The following is a 17,541-nucleotide window of genomic DNA, read 5'->3' as shown; positions in this document are numbered from 1 at the left end:
GTTGGCATTCGCTTCCCTGCTCCTGAATGTATTAGTCGATGACCGGCGGCACAGCACGCCCGTCATGCCGCAACCACGTCTCTTCGTCCTCAACGAGGTAACCGGGGCTGCCCCCGGCTCCGTCACGCTGCGGGCGCTTCTTTTGCGAGTCGCGGGGCGGCCCGCCGCCATGCGAGCCGCCGGTATTCCCAGCAATCGGCCTTCCGCCCGAGATGCCTCCACGTTCCGCGCCTGCACCGGTCGAGACGGAACGGGGACTCACAGCACGTTCCGCCTGCTGCGCGTTGCCCCCGCTCACTCCGCTGCGCGGGACCTGTGATCCGCGGGCAGACAATGCCCCCGGCCTGCCAGCTCCTTGGCCAACAGGACCGACCCCTGCGGCAGGCCGCGCCGTACTCGGACCGCCTGCCTCTTCCGCTCCCACGACGGTTCCCTTAGGGATGCTGCCACTCGGCCGGCCCGGCAGAGCGGGGCGGCCACCCACAATGCCAGACCTGCTGTCCGGCACCTGCACGGAGCTACGCCCGAAGGCCGCCTGTCCAGGTCGCAGCGGGCCCCCGGCCGAGGGGCGTCCGGGTCCGGTCGGACCAGAAGGCGAACTCCGCCCCCCACCGAAGACCGGCAGCGGCATCCGCATCGCGGATGTCTCACCCCCATGGGTCGGCCCGGGGCCCGACGTGCTCCCGGCAGGGCTCGGAATGGGCGTTGTCTGCGGCAGCGTGGTCACCGAGTCGATGTCCAGCTGTGTGGGCTGTTGCGCATCCCCCAACGGAGGTTGCGCTGGTGAGCCGAGCACCGAATGAGGCCGGGGGGCGGGGTCGCCCGAAGTAGAAGCAGAAGCAGCTGCGTGCTCCGACGAAACATGACTAGAGGGCGAGGGGCCGCCACCTGGAACGCGCGACTGCGGCACGTGCACGCCAGCGTCGCGCGATCGGACTGTTTTCGGCGCGATCGCCTGCGGCGGCGGAGGGAACTTCGGTCGCTCCAGACCATTCATCTGCGTCGCAGACTGCTGGTACGCCTGTCCCAGCTTCCGCATCTGCGCGACCGCTTCCTGCCGCACCTTCTCCTTGTCCGCTTCCAGTGCTGCCAGCTCGCCCGTGGACTTCCTGTTGATCGCTGCCGCGTCCGGGTCGTTGTGGGCGGCTTTGGCCGCGTCCAGGTTGGCCTGGGCGCTGGGCTTGTCGCGGGGGATGGCGGCCTGGGCCGAGGCGATGGCGTCGGAGGCGTGGCCGAGCCAGGTGGCGGAGCCTTCGCTGAAGTCGCCCAGGCGCAAGGTCGAGTTGGCTAGATCGGCGCTCCATGTGCGGAACGCGTCCGCGCCCGCGCCCTTCCACTCCACCCACTGGGGGCGGACCTTCAGGTCCTCAGCGATCTTGCGGATTTCCTTGGCCGCTGCCGCGAGCCGGTCTGCGGCGCCTTGCACCGAGCCGCTGTTCGCCTGGTCGAGCCAGGCCAGCATGGCCTCGTGGCTCATGCCCTCGAAGGGTGTGCTGCCGCCCATCAGAACGTCCCTCCGGTGCTGTCACCCGACGACTTAGGATCACTCTTCGGCTTGCCCTGCTCCGGGTCGTAATCGCCCCCGTAGTGCTTCTTCGTCTCCACGCTGATCGCGGCCATGCGGTCCCGGGTCTCCGCGTCGATGTTCTGGTAGCCCTTGTGCGAGGCCAGTACCGCGATGCCCATGCCCTCGATGGAGTCCGACAGCAGTCGGGACAGGTTTTCCAGTTCGGTGATCACCGTCTCGTAGGAGGTGAACAGGCCCGACGCCTCGGTGAACGCGCCCGCTCCGCCGCCGAACTGGTCGCGGGCCAGGCGTTCCTGGCCGACCTCGCCCGGGCCGGCCGGGGAGCCCTTGAGGTTGCGGATCAGTTCGTCCACGCGTCGCTGGAACGTCGTGAACGACGACAGTTCGGTGACGACGTCACCCACGGCCTTCTGCGCCACCTCGACGACGTTGAACGCCCAAGGCAGCGATCCCGCTCCGCTCTCACCCGGTTCCACAACACCCTCCCCCGTACAGCCCTGATCTCAACCGCAACTCTAACTATCCGTAGTTGCAGTTCACAGTCGTCCCATCGCAAAGAGCGGCGGAAACAGGCCAACGTGGGCCGCAGAGGCATCTGGGGGCTTGCCTTCCGCAACGCCTTACTTCGCGGGCTTCAGGGTGACCTCGCCGTTGTCCGTGGCCAGGTTCACGCTGAAGGGCGCGGACGGGTCGTCGGGTATGGAGAGGTTCTTGTCGCCGTTCTGGGTCTGGGCCGAGACGTGGTACTTGGCGGGTGGGACCGTCACGGTGACAGTGCCGTTGGTGGTCTGGGCCGTGACGTTCTGGGCGGTCGCGGGGGTGAGGGAGACAGCGCCGTTGGATGCCTTTGCCGTGACGTCCGGGCCCCTCAGCTTCTTCGCCTCGATCGAGCCGTTGGTGGTGCGGACGTCGACCGTGCCCGTCGAGCCGTTCACCTCGATCTTCCCGTCCTCGGCGGACACCTTCACCGCCCCGACCTCGGAGAGGTTCATGCTGCCCGCCTTGGTGGAACCGGTGACCGGGATGCCGGCGGGGACGTCGACCGTGTAGTCCACGGAGCAGTGGTTTCCACAGCCGCTGAGGACCAGCACGCCGTTCTCCACGCGGTACGTGGGGCCTTCCGGCTTCGTCTTGCCCCGATAGGTGACCTCGCGGTGCACCGCCGTCTTGGTCAGGTTCTGTTTGCCGCGGATCCGGAAGCCGTCCGCGTTGCCGTCCACGCGGACCGCGGTGATCTTGCTCGCGACGGTGGCGTCGTCCTTGAATGTTGTGTTGTCCAGTGGTCCGCATGCGCTGAGCCCGCCCACCGCCAGCGCGGCCAGAGTCATGGCACCGAAGATACGGGCCCGCGGCTGGGTGGTACTGGTCATGAAGTTCCCCCGCATGTGCGTCAGTTGGGGTCACCCCCGTTCGAGTGGTCGGAGGGGGCGCGACCCCCGTGCCCGCCCCCTCCGATCATCAACGTAACCCGGCCCGTGTGCCTCGCACCATGGAGCCAGCACCACCCTCGGGGTTCGGGTTTACGTACCCCCGGGGTACGGGCCCCGGCGTACGGAGACCCCCGGGGTACGGGCCCCGGCGTACGGAGACGCGAACCCCCCGTTCCGCGGTCCCGGCGAGCACGAAAACGACAGGCCCCGGGGGGCGGCACCGAAACGGCCGAGGGCGGCACCCCCTTGGCAGGGGTGCCGCCCTCGGCGTTCAGCTGTGTGCAGCGAACCGCGTGCTGCGTGGAGCTACCGATCCGGGAGGATCAGAAGTCCATGTCACCGCCCGGCATGCCGCCCGGGGCACCGCCGGCGGCGGCCTTCTCGGGCTTGTCGGCGATGACGGCCTCGGTGGTGAGGAACAGCGCCGCGATGGAGGCGGCGTTCTGCAGCGCGGAGCGCGTGACCTTCGCCGGGTCGATGATGCCCTCGGCGATCATGTCGACGTACTCACCGGTCGCGGCGTTCAGGCCGTGGCCGACGGGCAGGTTGCGCACCTTCTCGACGATGACGCCACCCTCGAGACCACCGTTGACGGCGATCTGCTTGAGCGGGGCCTCCAGGGCCAGCTTCACGGCCTTGGCGCCGGTCGCCTCGTCACCCTCGAGCTCAAGCTTCTCGAACACCGCGGAGGCCTGGAGCAGGGCCACGCCACCACCGGCGACGATGCCCTCCTCGACGGCCGCCTTCGCGTTGCGAACGGCGTCCTCGATGCGGTGCTTGCGCTCCTTGAGCTCGACCTCGGTGGCCGCGCCCGCCTTGATGACGGCCACGCCGCCGGCGAGCTTGGCGAGGCGCTCCTGGAGCTTCTCGCGGTCGTAGTCCGAGTCGCTGTTCTCGATCTCGGCGCGGATCTGGTTGACGCGACCCTGGACCTGGTCGCTGTCACCGGAGCCGTCGACGATCGTCGTCTCGTCCTTGGTGATGACGACCTTGCGGGCGCGGCCGAGCAGGTCGAGACCGGCGTTCTCCAGCTTGAGGCCGACCTCCTCGGAGACAACGGTGCCGCCCGTGAGGATGGCGATGTCGCCGAGCATGGCCTTGCGGCGGTCGCCGAAGCCCGGGGCCTTGACGGCGACGGACTTGAAGGTGCCGCGGATCTTGTTGACGACCAGGGTCGACAGGGCCTCGCCCTCGACGTCCTCGGCGATGATCAGCAGGGGCTTGCCCGACTGCATGACCTTCTCGAGGAGCGGGAGCAGGTCCTTCACGGAGCTGATCTTCGAGTTGACGATCAGGATGTACGGGTCGTCGAGCGACGCCTCCATACGCTCCATGTCGGTGGCGAAGTACGCCGAGATGTAGCCCTTGTCGAAGCGCATGCCCTCGGTGAGCTCAAGCTCGAGCCCGAAGGTCTGCGACTCCTCGACGGTGATGACGCCTTCCTTGCCGACCTTGTCCATCGCCTCGGCGATGAGCTCGCCGATCTGGGTGTCGGCGGCGGAGATGGAGGCCGTCGAAGCGATCTGCTCCTTGGTCTCCACGTCCTTGGCCTGCTCCAGGAGGGCGGCGGAGACGGCCTCGACGGCCTTCTCGATGCCGCGCTTCAGGGCCATCGGGTTGGCGCCGGCGGCGACGTTGCGCAGACCCTCGCGCACCAGGGCCTGGGCGAGGACGGTCGCGGTGGTCGTTCCGTCACCGGCGACGTCGTCCGTCTTCTTGGCGACTTCCTTGACCAGCTCGGCGCCGATCTTCTCGTACGGGTCCTCGAGCTCGATCTCCTTGGCGATGGAAACACCATCGTTGGTGATCGTGGGGGCGCCCCACTTCTTCTCGAGGACGACGTTGCGGCCCTTGGGGCCGAGGGTGACCTTGACGGCGTCGGCGAGCTGGTTCATCCCGCGCTCGAGACCGCGCCGTGCCTCCTCGTCGAACGCGATGATCTTGGCCATGTGAAGTGGTCCTCCCGGACAGGGGTGGCGTTCTTCGTGGACCGTGCCGGTGCCCGCGACGGACGGCCTGCAGGCCTTGTGGTTCCTTGCCCCACTCGGTCTGCGGACCTCACTGACGCGATCCAAGTTCTGTCACTCTCACTGGGAGAGTGCTAAGCCCAATGATTAGCACTCGGCACCTGCGAGTGCAAGCGAGTCTCTTGAACCGGGGCCCTCTACTTACCGGTGTTGTCCGGTTCCCCCGGGGTCGGCGGGGGCTCCGCCCCCACGCCCCCGGCGCCGGCTTGCGGCCGGACTCCCTTGCGCCGTTCCCCGCGCCCCCTCTATGACCCCGTTCGCTTTCGGGTGCGGGCCGTGCTGGGTTGCTCGCGCAGTTCCCCGCGCCCCTGTAGGACACCCGGTTGCCGAATGGTCGCGACCCCCCGCGGGCACAGCCGCCGCCTTTACGTCACAGGCCCTCGCCCCTGTAGGGCACCCGGTGCCGAACGGTCGCGCCCATCGCGGCGCAGTCGCCGCCCATACGTCACACGCCCGCGCCCCCTTAACTACTCGGTGCGGGGGCCGAGCCCTAAGTAGGTGGGGGATGCGTGAAGGGGGCCACCCAATGGGTGGTCCCCTTCATGCGTGAGTGCGTCGGTGGCCGATCGCGCCGAGATCAGACGGCGAGCTTGACCATGTCCGCCTGTGGACCCTTCTGGCCCTGCGAGATCTCGAACTCGACTCGCTGACCTTCTTCAAGGGTGCGGTAACCGTCCATCTGGATCGCACTGTAGTGGACGAAAACATCCGCACCACCGTCGACCGCGATGAAGCCGTACCCCTTCTCCGCGTTGAACCACTTGACGGTGCCCTGAGCCATGCCTAACTCCCCTATTACTGGCCCTTGCACGGGGCCACACTTCGCGGACCCGGGTCAGACCTGCACCCTCCGACAGGAGAGGGTGTGCGCCGGAACGCGTCGACCGCGGCTGAATGTATCTGCCCAACTGCCCTCTGCAACAGGTCAATCGGACGAGAATTCCGGGCGCACTCAGGGAGCGGAATGCCATCAATTCAACATTCCGGGGCAAGTCGGGCCGGGCAAAGCGCACTTAGGGCGCAAAGGGCTCACAGACTTTGACCCCATGTTGTCGCGTTCTCATATGCGCTTGGCACTCGAAGCGAAGGGGCTTCCCCAACTGTACCGCGCTCAACCATATGGAATAGCCCCCTCCGCTTCTTATGCGGAGGGGGCTATTCCATATGTGCCGGGAACGGAGAAGGGCGCGGAGGGCGCGGAGAAGGGCGCCTCAGCCGCCCGCTACCGCCGGAATGATCGAGACGCCGGCGCCGTCGGGCGTAGCCGTCTCCAGGCCCTGCTCAAAGCGCACGTCGTCGTCGTTGACGTACACGTTGACGAAGCGGCGCAGCTTGCCCTGGTCGTCCAGAACGCGCGCGGCGATCCCGGTGTGGTTCTTCTCCAGGTCGGCGATGACCTCGGCGAGGGTGCCGCCCTCGGCGGCGACCTCGGCCTTCCCGCCGGTGTAGGTGCGCAGGATCGTGGGGATGCGGACGTTCACGCTCATGGGTTCGGTGCTCCTAATCGTTCAGGATCGGCGGTGGCTCGGGCGCCGCTCGGCGAGCCGGGCCCGCGTCGCGCGGACGGCCGGCTCCATGCTCAGTGGGCCAGGCCCGCGTCGCGGAAGGCGTCCAGGCTCGGGCGGATGGTCGCGGTCGCCTGGGACGTGGCGGCCACCGCGTCGAGGGTCTTGAGCCCGTCACCGGTGTTGAGCACGACCGTGGTGAGCGACGGGTCGATGAGACCGGCCTCGATGAGCTTCTTCGTGACGCCGACCGTCACACCGCCCGCGGTCTCCGCGAAAATGCCCTCGGTACGGGCGAGCAGCTTGATGGCGTCGACGATCTGCTCGTCGTTGACGTCCTCCACCGCGCCGCCCGTACGGCGCGCGATGTCCAGGACGTACGGGCCGTCCGCCGGGTTGCCGATGGCGAGCGACTTCGCGATGGTGTCCGGCTTCTGCGGGCGTACGACGTCGTGCCCGGCCTTGAAGGCGGTCGACACCGGGGAGCAGCCCTCGGCCTGGGCGCCGAAGATCTTGTACGGCTTGTCCTCGACGAGACCGAGCTTGATCAGCTCCTGGAGCCCCTTGTCGATCTTGGTGAGCTGGGAGCCGGAGGCGATCGGGATGACCAGCTGGTCGGGCAGCCGCCAGCCGAGCTGCTCGCAGATCTCGTACGCCAGCGTCTTGGAACCCTCGCCGTAGTACGGACGCAGGTTGACGTTGACGAAGCCCCAGCCCTCGCCCAGCGGGTCGCCGATGAGCTCCGAGCAGAAGCGGTTCACGTCGTCGTAGTTGCCCTCGATGCCGACGAGCTCGCCGCCGTACACCGCGGCCATGACGACCTTGCCCTGCTCCAGGTCGTGCGGGATGAACACGCAGGAGCGGAAGCCGGCCCGCGCGGCGGCCGCGCCGACCGCGCCGGCGAGGTTTCCGGTGGAGGAGCAGGAGAGCGTGGTGAAGCCGAAGGCGCGCGCCGCCTCCAGGGCCTGCGCGACGACGCGGTCCTTGAAGGAGTGCGTCGGGTTGCCGGAGTCGTCCTTGACGAACAGCTTGCCGGGCTCGATGCCCAGCTCGCGCGCCAGGTTCTCGGCCTTGACGAGCTTGGTGAAGCCCGGGTTCAGGTTCGGCTTCTCGGCCACGTCGGCCGGGACGGGCAGCAGCGGCGCGTAACGCCAGATGTTCTCAGGACCGGCCTCGATCTGCTTGCGCAGCGCCTCGGGGTCGCCGAGCGGCAGGTCATAAGCCACTTCGAGCGGCCCGAAACACAGTTCGCAGGCGAAGATCGGGCCCAATTCGAAACGCTGGCCGCATTCGCGGCAGGAAAGCCCGGACGCCGGACCGAGATCAACGGTCGTACGGGTTTCGACGGTCTGTGCAGACATGGAGGGGAGGCCCTTTCTCCTCATCTTCCTCAGGGCGAACTTCGCCATGAGACGGATTTGGCACCTTCCCTAGCCGGTGGCCTCGTGTCCTGACCGACGTGGTCGCTTGACCGACGTGATCGACGAGAACCGACTGGAGGGTTGCCGGGGCTTCAACGGGCCGTTTCCCTCTGCCCCTCTGGATGAGCGGTATTCGATTGTCGGCGTGGGGACCCCCGGCATGCGACGGTCCTTCGCGTTGTTCAAGACTGTAACCGAAGCCCTGGACGGTTGAGATAGTCGTCCGAACCGCGAGATGGATCACACGAGGAGGCCGACGACCGTGCTGGAAGAGGTGGAACGCTGGCTGAGCAGGCGTTCCTGGTCCGCGGCCGAGCGGCCGCTGGAGCGGATGCTGGCCGCGAAACACCGTACGGGAACCACCGTCAGTGTCGTGCTGCCCGCGCTCGACGAGGAGGCCACGGTCGGCGAGATCGTGGCCACGATCAGGCGCGAGCTGATGACGGCTGCCGTGCCGCTCGTCGACGAGCTGGTGGTGGTCGACTCCGGCTCGCGCGACCGTACGGCCCAGGTCGCGGCGGCGGCCGGCGCCCGTGTCGTGCACCGCGACGCGATCCTGCCCGCGCTGCCCGCACTGCCCGGCAAGGGCGAGGTGCTGTGGCGCTCGCTCCTCGTGACCAGCGGCGACGTGGTCTGTTTCGTCGACGCCGACCTCAAGGACTTCGACGCCGGGTTCGTCTCCGGGATCGTCGGGCCGCTCCTGACCGAACCCGACGTGGACTTCGTCAAGGCCATGTACGACCGGCCGCTCGGTGCGGCGGCGGGCCAGGGCGGCCGGGTCACCGAGCTCGTGGCGCGCCCCCTGCTCAACCTCCACTGGCCCCAACTGGCCGGAATAGTCCAGCCGTTGGGCGGCGAGTACGCGGCCAGGCGCTCGCTCCTGGAACGGCTGCCGTTCCCCGTCGGGTACGGGGTGGAGCTCGCGCTCCTCGTCGACGCGCTGCACACGGTGGGGCTCGACGCGCTGGCCCAGGTCGACGTGGGCGTGCGCAAACACCGCCACCAGGACGGCCAGGCGCTCGGCCGGATGGCCGCCGCGATCTACCGCACCGCCCAGCTGCGCCTGTCCCGCGGCCATCTCGTACGCCCCGAGCTGACCCAGTTCGAGCGCGGCGAGCACGGCTTCGTACCGCGCACGTACGCGGTGGACACGGAGGAGCGGCCGCCGATGCGGGAGATCGAGGAGTACCAGGTGCACCGGGCCGCATAGCCGGCGGCGGGGGCGGCTCGCGGTGTCCAGCGTGGCCGGCGCGGCCGGATCTGTCGGTGGGGCGGGCGTACGCGTGTTTGAGGTGTTGCGGGGCGGGCTAGGTTCCGCAACATGGTCACCGCGCACACTTCCCCCCGGGCTCAGGTCCTCGTCGCGTCCAACCGCGGCCCCGTTTCGTACGTCTTCCAGGAGGACGGCTCCCTGGAGTCCAGGCGGGGCGGGGGCGGGCTCGTCTCCGGGCTCAGCGCGATCGGCTCCGACGTGGAGTCGGTGTGGGTGTGCGCGGCGCTCGGCGACGGCGACCGCGAGGCGGTGCGACGGGGCGTGGGCGAGCAGGGCGTCCGCATGCTGGACATCGACGCGGACGTTTTCACCGATGCCTACAACGGCATCGCCAACTCGGTGCTGTGGTTCGTCCAGCACATGCTGTACCAGACGCCGCTTGAGCCGTCCTTCGACGCCGAGTTCCGGCGGCAGTGGGCCTCGTACGAGGCGTACAACCGGGCCTTCGCCGAGGCGCTGGCGGCGGAGGCGGCGGACGGGGCACGCGTCCTGGTGCAGGACTACCACCTGGCGCTGGTGCCGGGCATGCTCCGCGAGCTCCGCCCCGACCTGCGGATCGGGCACTTCTCGCACACGCCGTGGGCGCCGGTGGACTACTTCCGGATGCTTCCGGACGACATCGCGCGGCAGCTGCTGCGGGGGATGCTCGGGGCGGACCGGCTCGGGTTCCTGACCTGGCGGTGGGCGTCGGCGTTCGCGGACGCGGTCGTGGTCACGCTGGAGGGCGAGGCCGATCTGATCACGCCGACCGGTGACGGGCGGCGCCGGTTCCGGCACGGGCCGGCCGGGGGGCCGGTGCGCGAGACGGACATCGCGGTGCACCCGCTGGGCGCGGACGGCGACTTCCTGCGCGAGCGCGCGCACCAGACCGACGTCGAGGAGCGGATCGTCGCGCTGCGCGAGCAGATCGGGGCCGGCCGCAGGACGATCGTGCGGGTCGACCGCACCGAGCTGTCGAAGAACATCGTGCGCGGACTGCACGCCTACCGGCACCTCCTGGAGACCCGTCCCGAGTGGCGCGAACGGGTCGTGCACGTGGCGTTCGCCTACCCCTCGCGGCAGGACCTCGCGGTGTACCGGGAGTACACGGCGGAGGTCGCGCGTGTGGCCGAGGAGATCAACTCGGCGTACGGTACGGCGAGTTGGACCCCGGTCATCCTGCATGTCCAGGACGACTTCGCCCGCTCCCTCGCGGCGTACCGCCTCGCGGACGTCGCCCTGGTCAACCCCGTGCGCGACGGCATGAACCTCGTCGCCAAGGAGGTGCCGGTGGTGTCGGACGCCGGGTGCGCGCTTGTGCTGTCGCGTGAGGCGGGGGCGTACGAGGAGCTCGGCGCGGACGCGCTGGTCGTGAACCCGTACGACGTGACGGGCACGGCCGAGGCGCTGCACGCGGGCCTGAGCATGGGCGAGGCCGAGCGGGCCGAGCGGACGAAGCGGCTGGCCGCTGCGGGCACGGCGCTGCCGCCCCGCCGCTGGTTCCTGGACCAGCTGGAGGCGCTGGAAGCCCTGGGGGGCTCGGAGGGCCAGGCCCGCTGAGACTCCGCGCCGGGGGGCCCTGGAGGGCTGGGCGCGGAGGGTCCCCCGGCGCCCAGCCCCCTTGGGGCTCTCCCGCGCTGCCGGCTATGACATGTGCGTGGCCAGGGCCTTCAGGAAGGCTGTGACCGCGGCGGGGCCGTCCAGTTGCAGGTCGGCGCGTTCGGCCAGTTCTTCGATGACCGTGTCCGCTGCGACCAGGAGGCCCGGCACGCCGTCGGAGCGGAGCTTTTCCACCGCGGCGAACGCGGGCAGGTCGCCCAGGTCGTCGCCCGCGTACAGGATCGCTTCGGCGCCGACCTCGCGTACGTACGCCGCGAGCGCCACTCCCTTGTCCATGCCCGGCGGCCTCAACTCCAGGACCATACGACCGGGTTCGAGGACCAGGCCGTGCCGGGTCGCCAGGTCGGCGAGGGGTTCGCGCAGGGCCTCGAAGGCGGCTTGGGGGTCGCTGGCCCGGCGGGTGTGGACCGCGACGGCCTGCCCCTTCTCCTCGATCCAGGTGCCGCGCCAGGCGCCATGGGTGTCGAGGACGCCGGGGAGTTCCGCGCGGGCGGCGGCGACCCCGGGGTGGGGGGCGGGGGTGCGGACGGTGCCGGTGACCGCGTCCCAGCGTTCGGCGCCGTAGTGGCCGAGGACCACGAGGTGTTCGAGACCGGGTACGCCCGCGAAGCCGCCGTAACGGACCGCGACGCCGGCCGGCCGGCCGGTGACCACGGCGACGGATGCCACGTGTGGGGCGAGCGCGGCGAGCGCGGGCACGGCGTCGGGGTGAGCCCTGGCCTGCTCGGGGTCGGCCACGATCTGGGCGAGCGTGCCGTCGAAGTCGAGCGCGACCACGACCCGCCCGGGCCGCGCGACGATCGCGGCGAGCCCGTCGCGGCCGGCCGGGGTGGCGGGGGTCGGCAGAGGTTGCTGGTGACGTCCCATGCGGTTGACCCTATCGGGGTGGTGGAGCGCGGCGGGTCGCACGGGCGGCGCAACGGGGCGCCGGCCGTCCCGGCCCGGAGAGGCCGCGCGGGGTGCGGTCAGCGGCGGGCGCGCTGGTCGTCGCGGAGGCGGCGGAGTCGGTTGACCGTGACGGGGTCGTGGGCGAGGGCGCGGGTGTCGTCGAGGAGGGTGTTAAGGAGCTGGTAGTAGCGCGTGGGAGACATCGCGAGCTCCTCGCGGATGGCTCGTTCCTTGGCGCCGGGGGTGGGCCAGGAGTGGCGTTCCATGCGGAGTACTGCGCGGGCGCGGTCGTCGAGGGGGCCGTTGCTGTCGCCCGGGGTGCCGCTGGTTTCTGTGCGGCTGGCTTCTGTGCCGCTGGTTCCTGTGCGGCTGGTTCCTGTGCGGCTGGCTTCTGTGCCGCTGGCTTCTGTGCGGCTGGTTCCTGTGCCGCTGGCTTCTGTGCGGCTGGTTCCTGTGCGGCTGGTTCCTGTGCGGCTGGTTCCTGTGCGGCTGGCTTCTGTGCGGCTGGCTTCTGTGCCGCTGGTTCCTGTGCGGCTGGCTTCTGTGCCGCTGGCTTCTGTGCCGTTGGTTCCTGTGCCGCTGGTTCCTGTGTCACTGTTCGGGGCACTGTCTGGGGCGCTGTCCGGGGCGTCTTCCAGGTCCTCGTCGGTCATGGGCCCACGGTAGCTTCCCCACCCCGCCCCTTCCCGAGACCCTCCGGGGGTGGGGTCGGGGCCGAGGGGGCTTCGGCTGCGGGCCGAGGGTGGCCGTTCGCGCAATTCCCCGCGCCCCTGAAACCCCACGTCCGTCTGCGGACCGTGCCCGCGTCTCGCGCAGTTCCCCGCGCCCCTAGGTGGGTCGACCTTGGCAGGGTGCCCAGCAGAGGAGCGGGGGCTGGGGCGGAGCCCCAGGTAGCCGCACCATCACGTAGCCGCACGTTGGCGGCAAGCCCCTCCGCGCGAGCTACTCCGCGTTCTCCGCGTCCATCGCCACCTTCGCGATGTCCTGAAGGACCGACTTGGGCGACCCCCCGGGCGTCAGCGCCGAGCCGATCTTCTTCTTCACCGTCTCGCTCACCTTCGGCCACGACGTCTTGCCCACCGGGGGCAGCTCGGACGTCGGGAGCGCGGTCAGGAACGGCTTCAGCTCCTTGTGCTTGGGGTCCGCCGCCATCGCGGAGGACGCCGACACCGTGGACGGCAGCAGGTCGTACTGGTCGGCGAACTGCAGCACGTTCTGGTCGGAGAAGGTGAAGTCGAGGAACTTCCCGATCTGCGTCCGGTGCCCGCCCTGCTTGAAGCCCATGATCCAGTCGGCGACACCCATCGTCGACTTGGCCGGCCCGCTCTGGCCGGGCAGCGGGACCATGCCGAACTTGATGCCCTTCTTCTTGGCCTCCTCCATCAGCGAGGGGTGGCCGTTGAGCATGCCGACGTCGCCCTTCGCGAACGCGTCGAACGCGTCCTGCCGGTTGAGCTTGCCGGGCGCGACCGGCCCCGTCAGCTCGGGCTCGACGAGGTTGGTCTTGAGCCACTCGAAGGTCTGGATGTTCTCGGGTGAGTCGATGTCGTAACCGTCGACGGTGTTGGTGTAGCCGCCGTTGCCGCTGAGCATCCACATCATGGTCTCGGCCTGCGCCTCCTCACTGCCGAGCGGCAGCGCGAAGGGGGTCTTCACACCCTTGGACTTGAGCGCCTTGGCGTCGGAGGCGAGCTCGGTCCAGGTGGTGGGCGGCTTGATGTGCGCCTGCTCGAAGAGCGTCTGGTTGTAGAAGAGCAGACGCGTGGAGGCCACGAACGGCATGCCGTACTGGACGCGCTTGACGTTGCCCGCGTCGGCGAGCGGCGCCAGGAAGTTGGCCTCGACGGGGATGGAGAGCAGCTGGTCGGCGCTGTAGAGCTTGCCGGTCGCCGCGTAGTCGGAGTACGCACCGATCTGCGCGACGTCGGGGGCGTTGCCCGCCTTGACCATCTCGGCGACCTTGGCGTCGACGACGTCCCAGGAGAAGATCTGGACGTCGACCTTGATGCCGGGGTTCTCCTTCTCGAACTCCGCGACAACGTTGTGCCAGTACGTCTTCGTGGTGTTGCCGCCGGCTATGTCGTAGTCGGCGGCCACCAGCTTGAGGGTGACGTCGCCGGAGCCGCTGCCGGCGCCGCACCCCGAGAGCACTGCCGTCATGCCGAATGCGGCAACCGCCGCGGTCAAGCCCAAGAAGCGCCTGCGCACGCGCTATCCCACCCTCGTTGTGATCCTCGCGGATCCAGCTCGTTGTTGATCCTCGTGGATCCAGTCGGTCCCCCGTGACGTCCTGTATCGAGCTGCGATGTTCCCTCATTCGGGGGTTTGAGGTCCACCACCAGTCGCATATCGCTTCCGCAACGCCCGGTGCAAGGGTACATTGGGAAACTTTGGGCGCGGAAAGCGCTTTCTCCCCCATCCGACGCTCGGGCCACGCTCGAACCACGCTCGGACCGCGCGGAGACCACGCAGAGGCCATGCGGAGACCATGCGGAGTCCGCGCGCGGCCCGCGAGTGGACTAGACCTTTAGTGGGTATTGGCGCGAGACTGTCCCCCGTGAGACACGTCATCGCCCTGGATGTGGGCGGCACCGGGATGAAAGCCGCCCTGGTCGGGGCGGGAAGCGTGATGCCCGACGGGCATTCCTCCGGGCCCCCCGCCCTGCTCCACGAGGCACGCCGGCCCACCGGCAGAGAGCGCGGACCCGACGCCGTCGTCGAGTCGATCCTCGACTTCGCGGCGGAGCTGCTGGCGTACGGCGAGGAGCACTTCGGCGAGCGCGCCGTCGCGGCCGGCGTCGCCGTACCCGGCATCGTCGACGCCGAGAACGGCATCGCCACCTACGCGGCCAACCTCGGCTGGCGCGATGTGCCCCTGCGCCGGCTGCTCGGTGAGCGGCTGCGGGGCATCCCGGTGGCGCTCGGCCACGACGTACGCACCGGCGGCCTCGCCGAGGGCCGCATCGGCGCGGGCAACGGCACCGACCGCTTCCTGTTCGTGCCGCTCGGCACCGGGATCGCGGGCGCCATCGGCATCGAAGGACGGGTCGAGCCGGGTGCGCACGGTTTCGCCGGGGAGATCGGCCATATCGTCGTACGCCCCGACGGCGTGGCCTGCCCCTGCGGTCAGCGGGGCTGCCTGGAGCGGCTCGCCTCCGCCTCGGCGGTCTCGCTCGCCTGGGCCGAGGCGAGCGGCGACCCGGACGCGGACGCCGCCGACTGCGCCAAGGCCGTCGAGTCCGGCGACCCCCGGGCGCTCGCCGTGTGGCACACCGCCATCGACGCGCTCGCCGACGGCCTGGTCACCGCGCTCACCCTGCTCGACCCCCGAGTGCTGATCATCGGTGGCGGACTCGCCGAAGCCGGGGAAACCTTGTTCGTACCGCTGCGGGCAGCCGTCCGCGAGCGGGTGACGTTCCAGAAGCTGCCCGAGATCCTCCCGGCGGCTCTCGGCGACACCGCCGGGTGCCTGGGCGCGGGCCTGCTCGCCTGGGACCTGATCGCCGCCACCCCGCATTCCGCGGAACCCACCGCCACCGACACCGCCACCGACTCCGGATCCGACTCCAACTCCGCCACCGCCACCGACTCCAACTCCGCCACCGCCACCGACTCCGGATCCGACTCCAACTCCGCCACCGCCACCGCCACCGCCACCGCCACCGACTCCAGTGAGGTAACCGCCTGATGGCCGCATCGCTTGTTCTCTCCGGCGCCCGTGTCGTCCTCCCGACCGGGGTCGTCGAGAACGGACGCGTGATCGTCGACGGCACCTCGATCTCCGGGTACGCCCCCGCCGACGCACCCTCCCTGGACCTCGCGGGTCACTGGGTGGTGCCCGGCTTCGTCGACATGCACAACCACGGCGGCGGCGGAGCCTCCTTCAGCAACGGCACCGTCGAGGACGTACTCAAGGGCGTGCACACCCACCGGCTGCACGGCACCACCACCGTGATCGCCTCCACGGTGACGGGCGAGATGGACGTGCTCACGCAGCGCGCCGGGCTGCTGTCCGAGCTGGTCGAGCAGGGCGACCTGGCCGGCATCCACTTCGAGGGCCCGTTCATCTCGCCCTGCCGCAAGGGCGCACACAGCGAGGGTCTGCTGCGCCACCCCGACCCGGCCGAGGTCCGCAAGCTGATGGACGCGGCGCGCGGCACCGCGAAGATGGTCACGCTCGCCACCGAGCTGCCCGGCGGCCTCGACTCCGTACGGCTGCTCGCCGAGCACGGCGTGATCGCGGCGATCGGCCACACCGACGCCTCGTACGAGCAGACCGTCGAGGCGATCGCGGCGGGCGCCACCGTCGCGACCCACCTCTTCAACGCGATGCCCCCGCTCGGCCACCGCGAGCCGGGTCCGATCGCGGCCCTCCTGGAGGATGAGCGGGTCACCGTCGAGCTGATCAACGACGGTACGCATCTGCACCCCGCCGCCCTCGAACTCGCCTTCCACCACAAGGGCGCCGACCGCGTCGCGTTCATCACCGACGCGATGGACGCGGCCGGGTTCGGCGACGGGCTCTACCACCTGGGCCCGCTGGAGGTCGAGGTCAAGGAAGGGGTGGCCCGGCTCGTGGAGGGCGGCTCGATCGCGGGCTCCACGCTCACCCTGGACCGCGCGTTCCAGCGTTCGGTCACCGTCGACGGGCTCGGCGTCGAGGACACCGTGCGGGCGATCTCCGCCAACCCGGCCCGGCTGCTCGGCATCGACGACAAGGTGGGCTCCCTCGAACCGGGCAAGGACGCCGACCTGGTGGTCCTGGACGCCTCCTTCGCCGTCAAGGGCGTGCTGCGCAAGGGAAGTTGGGTGGTCGAGCCGCAGCTCGGCTGAGGGATCCGGTCGCATCGGGGGCGGGTGCGGGCGTACGACATGAGCGGGCGGCGGGGCCGGGGGGCTGGGCCTGCCGCCGTCCGTTTGACATGATCGCCCCGTGATTCTGACCGTCACGCTGAACACCGCACTCGACCTCACCTACCGCGTCCCCGCCCTCGTCCCCCATGCGAGCCATCGCGTCGACGAGGTCACGGAGCGCCCCGGCGGCAAGGGCCTCAACGTCGCGCGGGTGCTCGCCGCGCTCGGACACGAGACCGTGGTGACGGGCTTCGCCGGCGGCCCGAGCGGCGAGGTGCTGCGCGCCCTGCTCGCCGAGCTCGCGCCCGTCGACGCGCTCGTCCCCGTCGAGGGCGCCACTCGCCGCACGATCGCCGTGGTGGACGCGGCCACGGGCGACACGACCCAGTTCAACGAGCCGGGCCCGCTGGTCTCGCCCGCCGAGTGGGACGCGTTCCTGCGCACGTACGAGCGGCTGCTCGACGGCGCCGACGCGGTGGCCCTGTGCGGGAGTCTGCCACCCGGGCTTCCGGTGGGCGCGTACGCCCAGTTGGTGCGCCAGGCCCGTACCGCGAAGGTGCCGGTGCTCCTGGACACCAGCGGCGAGGCCCTGCGGCGCGGCATCGCCGCCCGGCCCGATCTCGCCAAGCCCAACGCCGACGAGCTGGCCCAGCTGACGGGTTCGCGGGAACCGCTGCGCGCGGCCCGTGACGCGCGCCGCCGCGGCGCCCACACGGTGGTCGCCTCGCTCGGCGCCGAGGGCCTGCTCGCCGCGGCACCCGACGGGCTGTGGCAGGCGGCCCCGCCGGCCCCGGTGCGCGGCAATCCGACGGGCGCCGGCGACTCGGCGGTGGCCGGCCTGCTGTCGGGGCTGGTCGAGGGGTTGGACTGGCCGGCGCGGCTGACACGCGCGGTGGCGCTGTCCGCGGCCACCGTACTGGCGCCCACGGCGGGCGAGTTCGACGCGGGGGCGTACGAGAAAATGCTCGGCTCGGTGCGCGTGACCGAGCACGCGCACTGAACCGAGCGGGTTACGC

Annotated in this window: 14 protein-coding genes, 1 pseudogene and 1 riboswitch; of the genes and pseudogenes, 5 read left to right on the top strand and 10 right to left on the bottom strand. The window is 70.3% G+C overall.

From position 1 onward, the window contains the following. Positions 1-31: 31 nt before the first annotated feature. The 7 genes from AB0D31_RS26640 to thrC all read right to left on the bottom strand — a co-directional run bounded on the left by AB0D31_RS26640 (position 32) and on the right by thrC (position 7,851). Positions 32-1,477: a translation initiation factor IF-2 gene (locus tag AB0D31_RS26640; RefSeq protein WP_362727697.1), complete on the bottom strand. Its 1,446-nt coding sequence runs from the start codon at positions 1,475-1,477 to the stop codon at positions 32-34. 26 nt (positions 1,478-1,503) lie between these two features. Next, positions 1,504-2,004: a hypothetical protein gene (locus tag AB0D31_RS26635; RefSeq protein WP_362727695.1), complete on the bottom strand. Its 501-nt coding sequence runs from the start codon at positions 2,002-2,004 to the stop codon at positions 1,504-1,506. A 144-nt stretch (positions 2,005-2,148) separates the two neighbouring features. Then, the gene (locus AB0D31_RS26630) at positions 2,149-2,898 is read right to left on the bottom strand and encodes a DUF4097 family beta strand repeat-containing protein (protein WP_362727693.1); all 750 of its coding nucleotides are present in this window, start codon (positions 2,896-2,898) and stop codon (positions 2,149-2,151) included. Positions 2,899-3,281: 383 nt separating this feature from the next. Further along, entirely contained in the window at positions 3,282-4,907 is a 1,626-nt protein-coding gene (groL, locus tag AB0D31_RS26625) for a chaperonin GroEL (RefSeq protein ID WP_267058587.1), read from the bottom strand. A gap of 655 nt (positions 4,908-5,562) precedes the next feature. After that, complete coding sequence (locus tag AB0D31_RS26620; protein WP_005315736.1) at positions 5,563-5,766, bottom strand: cold-shock protein; 204 nt, start codon at positions 5,764-5,766, stop codon at positions 5,563-5,565. A 430-nt stretch (positions 5,767-6,196) separates the two neighbouring features. After that, positions 6,197-6,472, bottom strand: a complete 276-nt coding sequence (locus AB0D31_RS26615; protein WP_165266887.1) for a MoaD/ThiS family protein — start codon at positions 6,470-6,472, stop codon at positions 6,197-6,199. Between the two features lie 92 nt (positions 6,473-6,564). Next, positions 6,565-7,851, bottom strand: coding sequence for a threonine synthase (thrC, locus tag AB0D31_RS26610; RefSeq protein WP_362727691.1), 1,287 nt, complete (start codon positions 7,849-7,851; stop codon positions 6,565-6,567). A 17-nt stretch (positions 7,852-7,868) separates the two neighbouring features. Further along, a riboswitch (SAM riboswitch) is annotated at positions 7,869-8,040 on the bottom strand. A gap of 133 nt (positions 8,041-8,173) precedes the next feature. Between thrC and AB0D31_RS26605 the strand changes: the two genes are divergently transcribed. Next, on the top strand, positions 8,174-9,121 hold the full coding sequence (locus AB0D31_RS26605) for a glucosyl-3-phosphoglycerate synthase (protein WP_362727689.1): 948 nt from the start codon (positions 8,174-8,176) through the stop codon (positions 9,119-9,121). A gap of 111 nt (positions 9,122-9,232) precedes the next feature. Continuing rightward, on the top strand, positions 9,233-10,723 hold the full coding sequence (locus tag AB0D31_RS26600; RefSeq protein WP_362727687.1) for a trehalose-6-phosphate synthase: 1,491 nt from the start codon (positions 9,233-9,235) through the stop codon (positions 10,721-10,723). A gap of 84 nt (positions 10,724-10,807) precedes the next feature. On the opposite strand, the gene otsB is transcribed toward AB0D31_RS26600, so the two are convergent. The 3 genes and pseudogenes from otsB to AB0D31_RS26585 form a co-directional block, all read right to left on the bottom strand. Next, the gene (gene otsB / locus AB0D31_RS26595) at positions 10,808-11,650 is read right to left on the bottom strand and encodes a trehalose-phosphatase (RefSeq protein ID WP_362727685.1); all 843 of its coding nucleotides are present in this window, start codon (positions 11,648-11,650) and stop codon (positions 10,808-10,810) included. 98 nt (positions 11,651-11,748) lie between these two features. Next, positions 11,749-11,967 (bottom strand): annotated as a pseudogene (locus AB0D31_RS26590) (DUF3263 domain-containing protein); the annotation flags it as partial. A gap of 646 nt (positions 11,968-12,613) precedes the next feature. Next, positions 12,614-13,831: an extracellular solute-binding protein gene (locus AB0D31_RS26585; protein ID WP_362727683.1), complete on the bottom strand. Its 1,218-nt coding sequence runs from the start codon at positions 13,829-13,831 to the stop codon at positions 12,614-12,616. Between the two features lie 397 nt (positions 13,832-14,228). On the opposite strand from AB0D31_RS26585, the gene AB0D31_RS26580 reads away from it, so the two are divergent. The 3 genes from AB0D31_RS26580 (at position 14,229) to AB0D31_RS26570 (ending at position 17,525) form a co-directional block, all read left to right on the top strand. Continuing rightward, on the top strand, positions 14,229-15,359 hold the full coding sequence (locus AB0D31_RS26580) for an ROK family protein (RefSeq protein ID WP_362727681.1): 1,131 nt from the start codon (positions 14,229-14,231) through the stop codon (positions 15,357-15,359). Then, on the top strand, positions 15,359-16,504 hold the full coding sequence (gene nagA, locus AB0D31_RS26575; protein WP_362727679.1) for an N-acetylglucosamine-6-phosphate deacetylase: 1,146 nt from the start codon (positions 15,359-15,361) through the stop codon (positions 16,502-16,504). Before AB0D31_RS26580 ends, nagA begins: the two co-directional genes overlap by 1 nt. 100 nt (positions 16,505-16,604) lie before the next feature. Then, positions 16,605-17,525, top strand: coding sequence for a 1-phosphofructokinase family hexose kinase (locus AB0D31_RS26570; RefSeq protein ID WP_362727677.1), 921 nt, complete (start codon positions 16,605-16,607; stop codon positions 17,523-17,525). Positions 17,526-17,541: the final 16 nt, after the last annotated feature.

The organism is Streptomyces sp. NPDC048361 (assembly GCF_040651795.1).
Lineage (GTDB): Bacteria > Actinomycetota > Actinomycetes > Streptomycetales > Streptomycetaceae > Streptomyces.
This window is presented reverse-complemented; position numbering and strand designations above follow the sequence as displayed.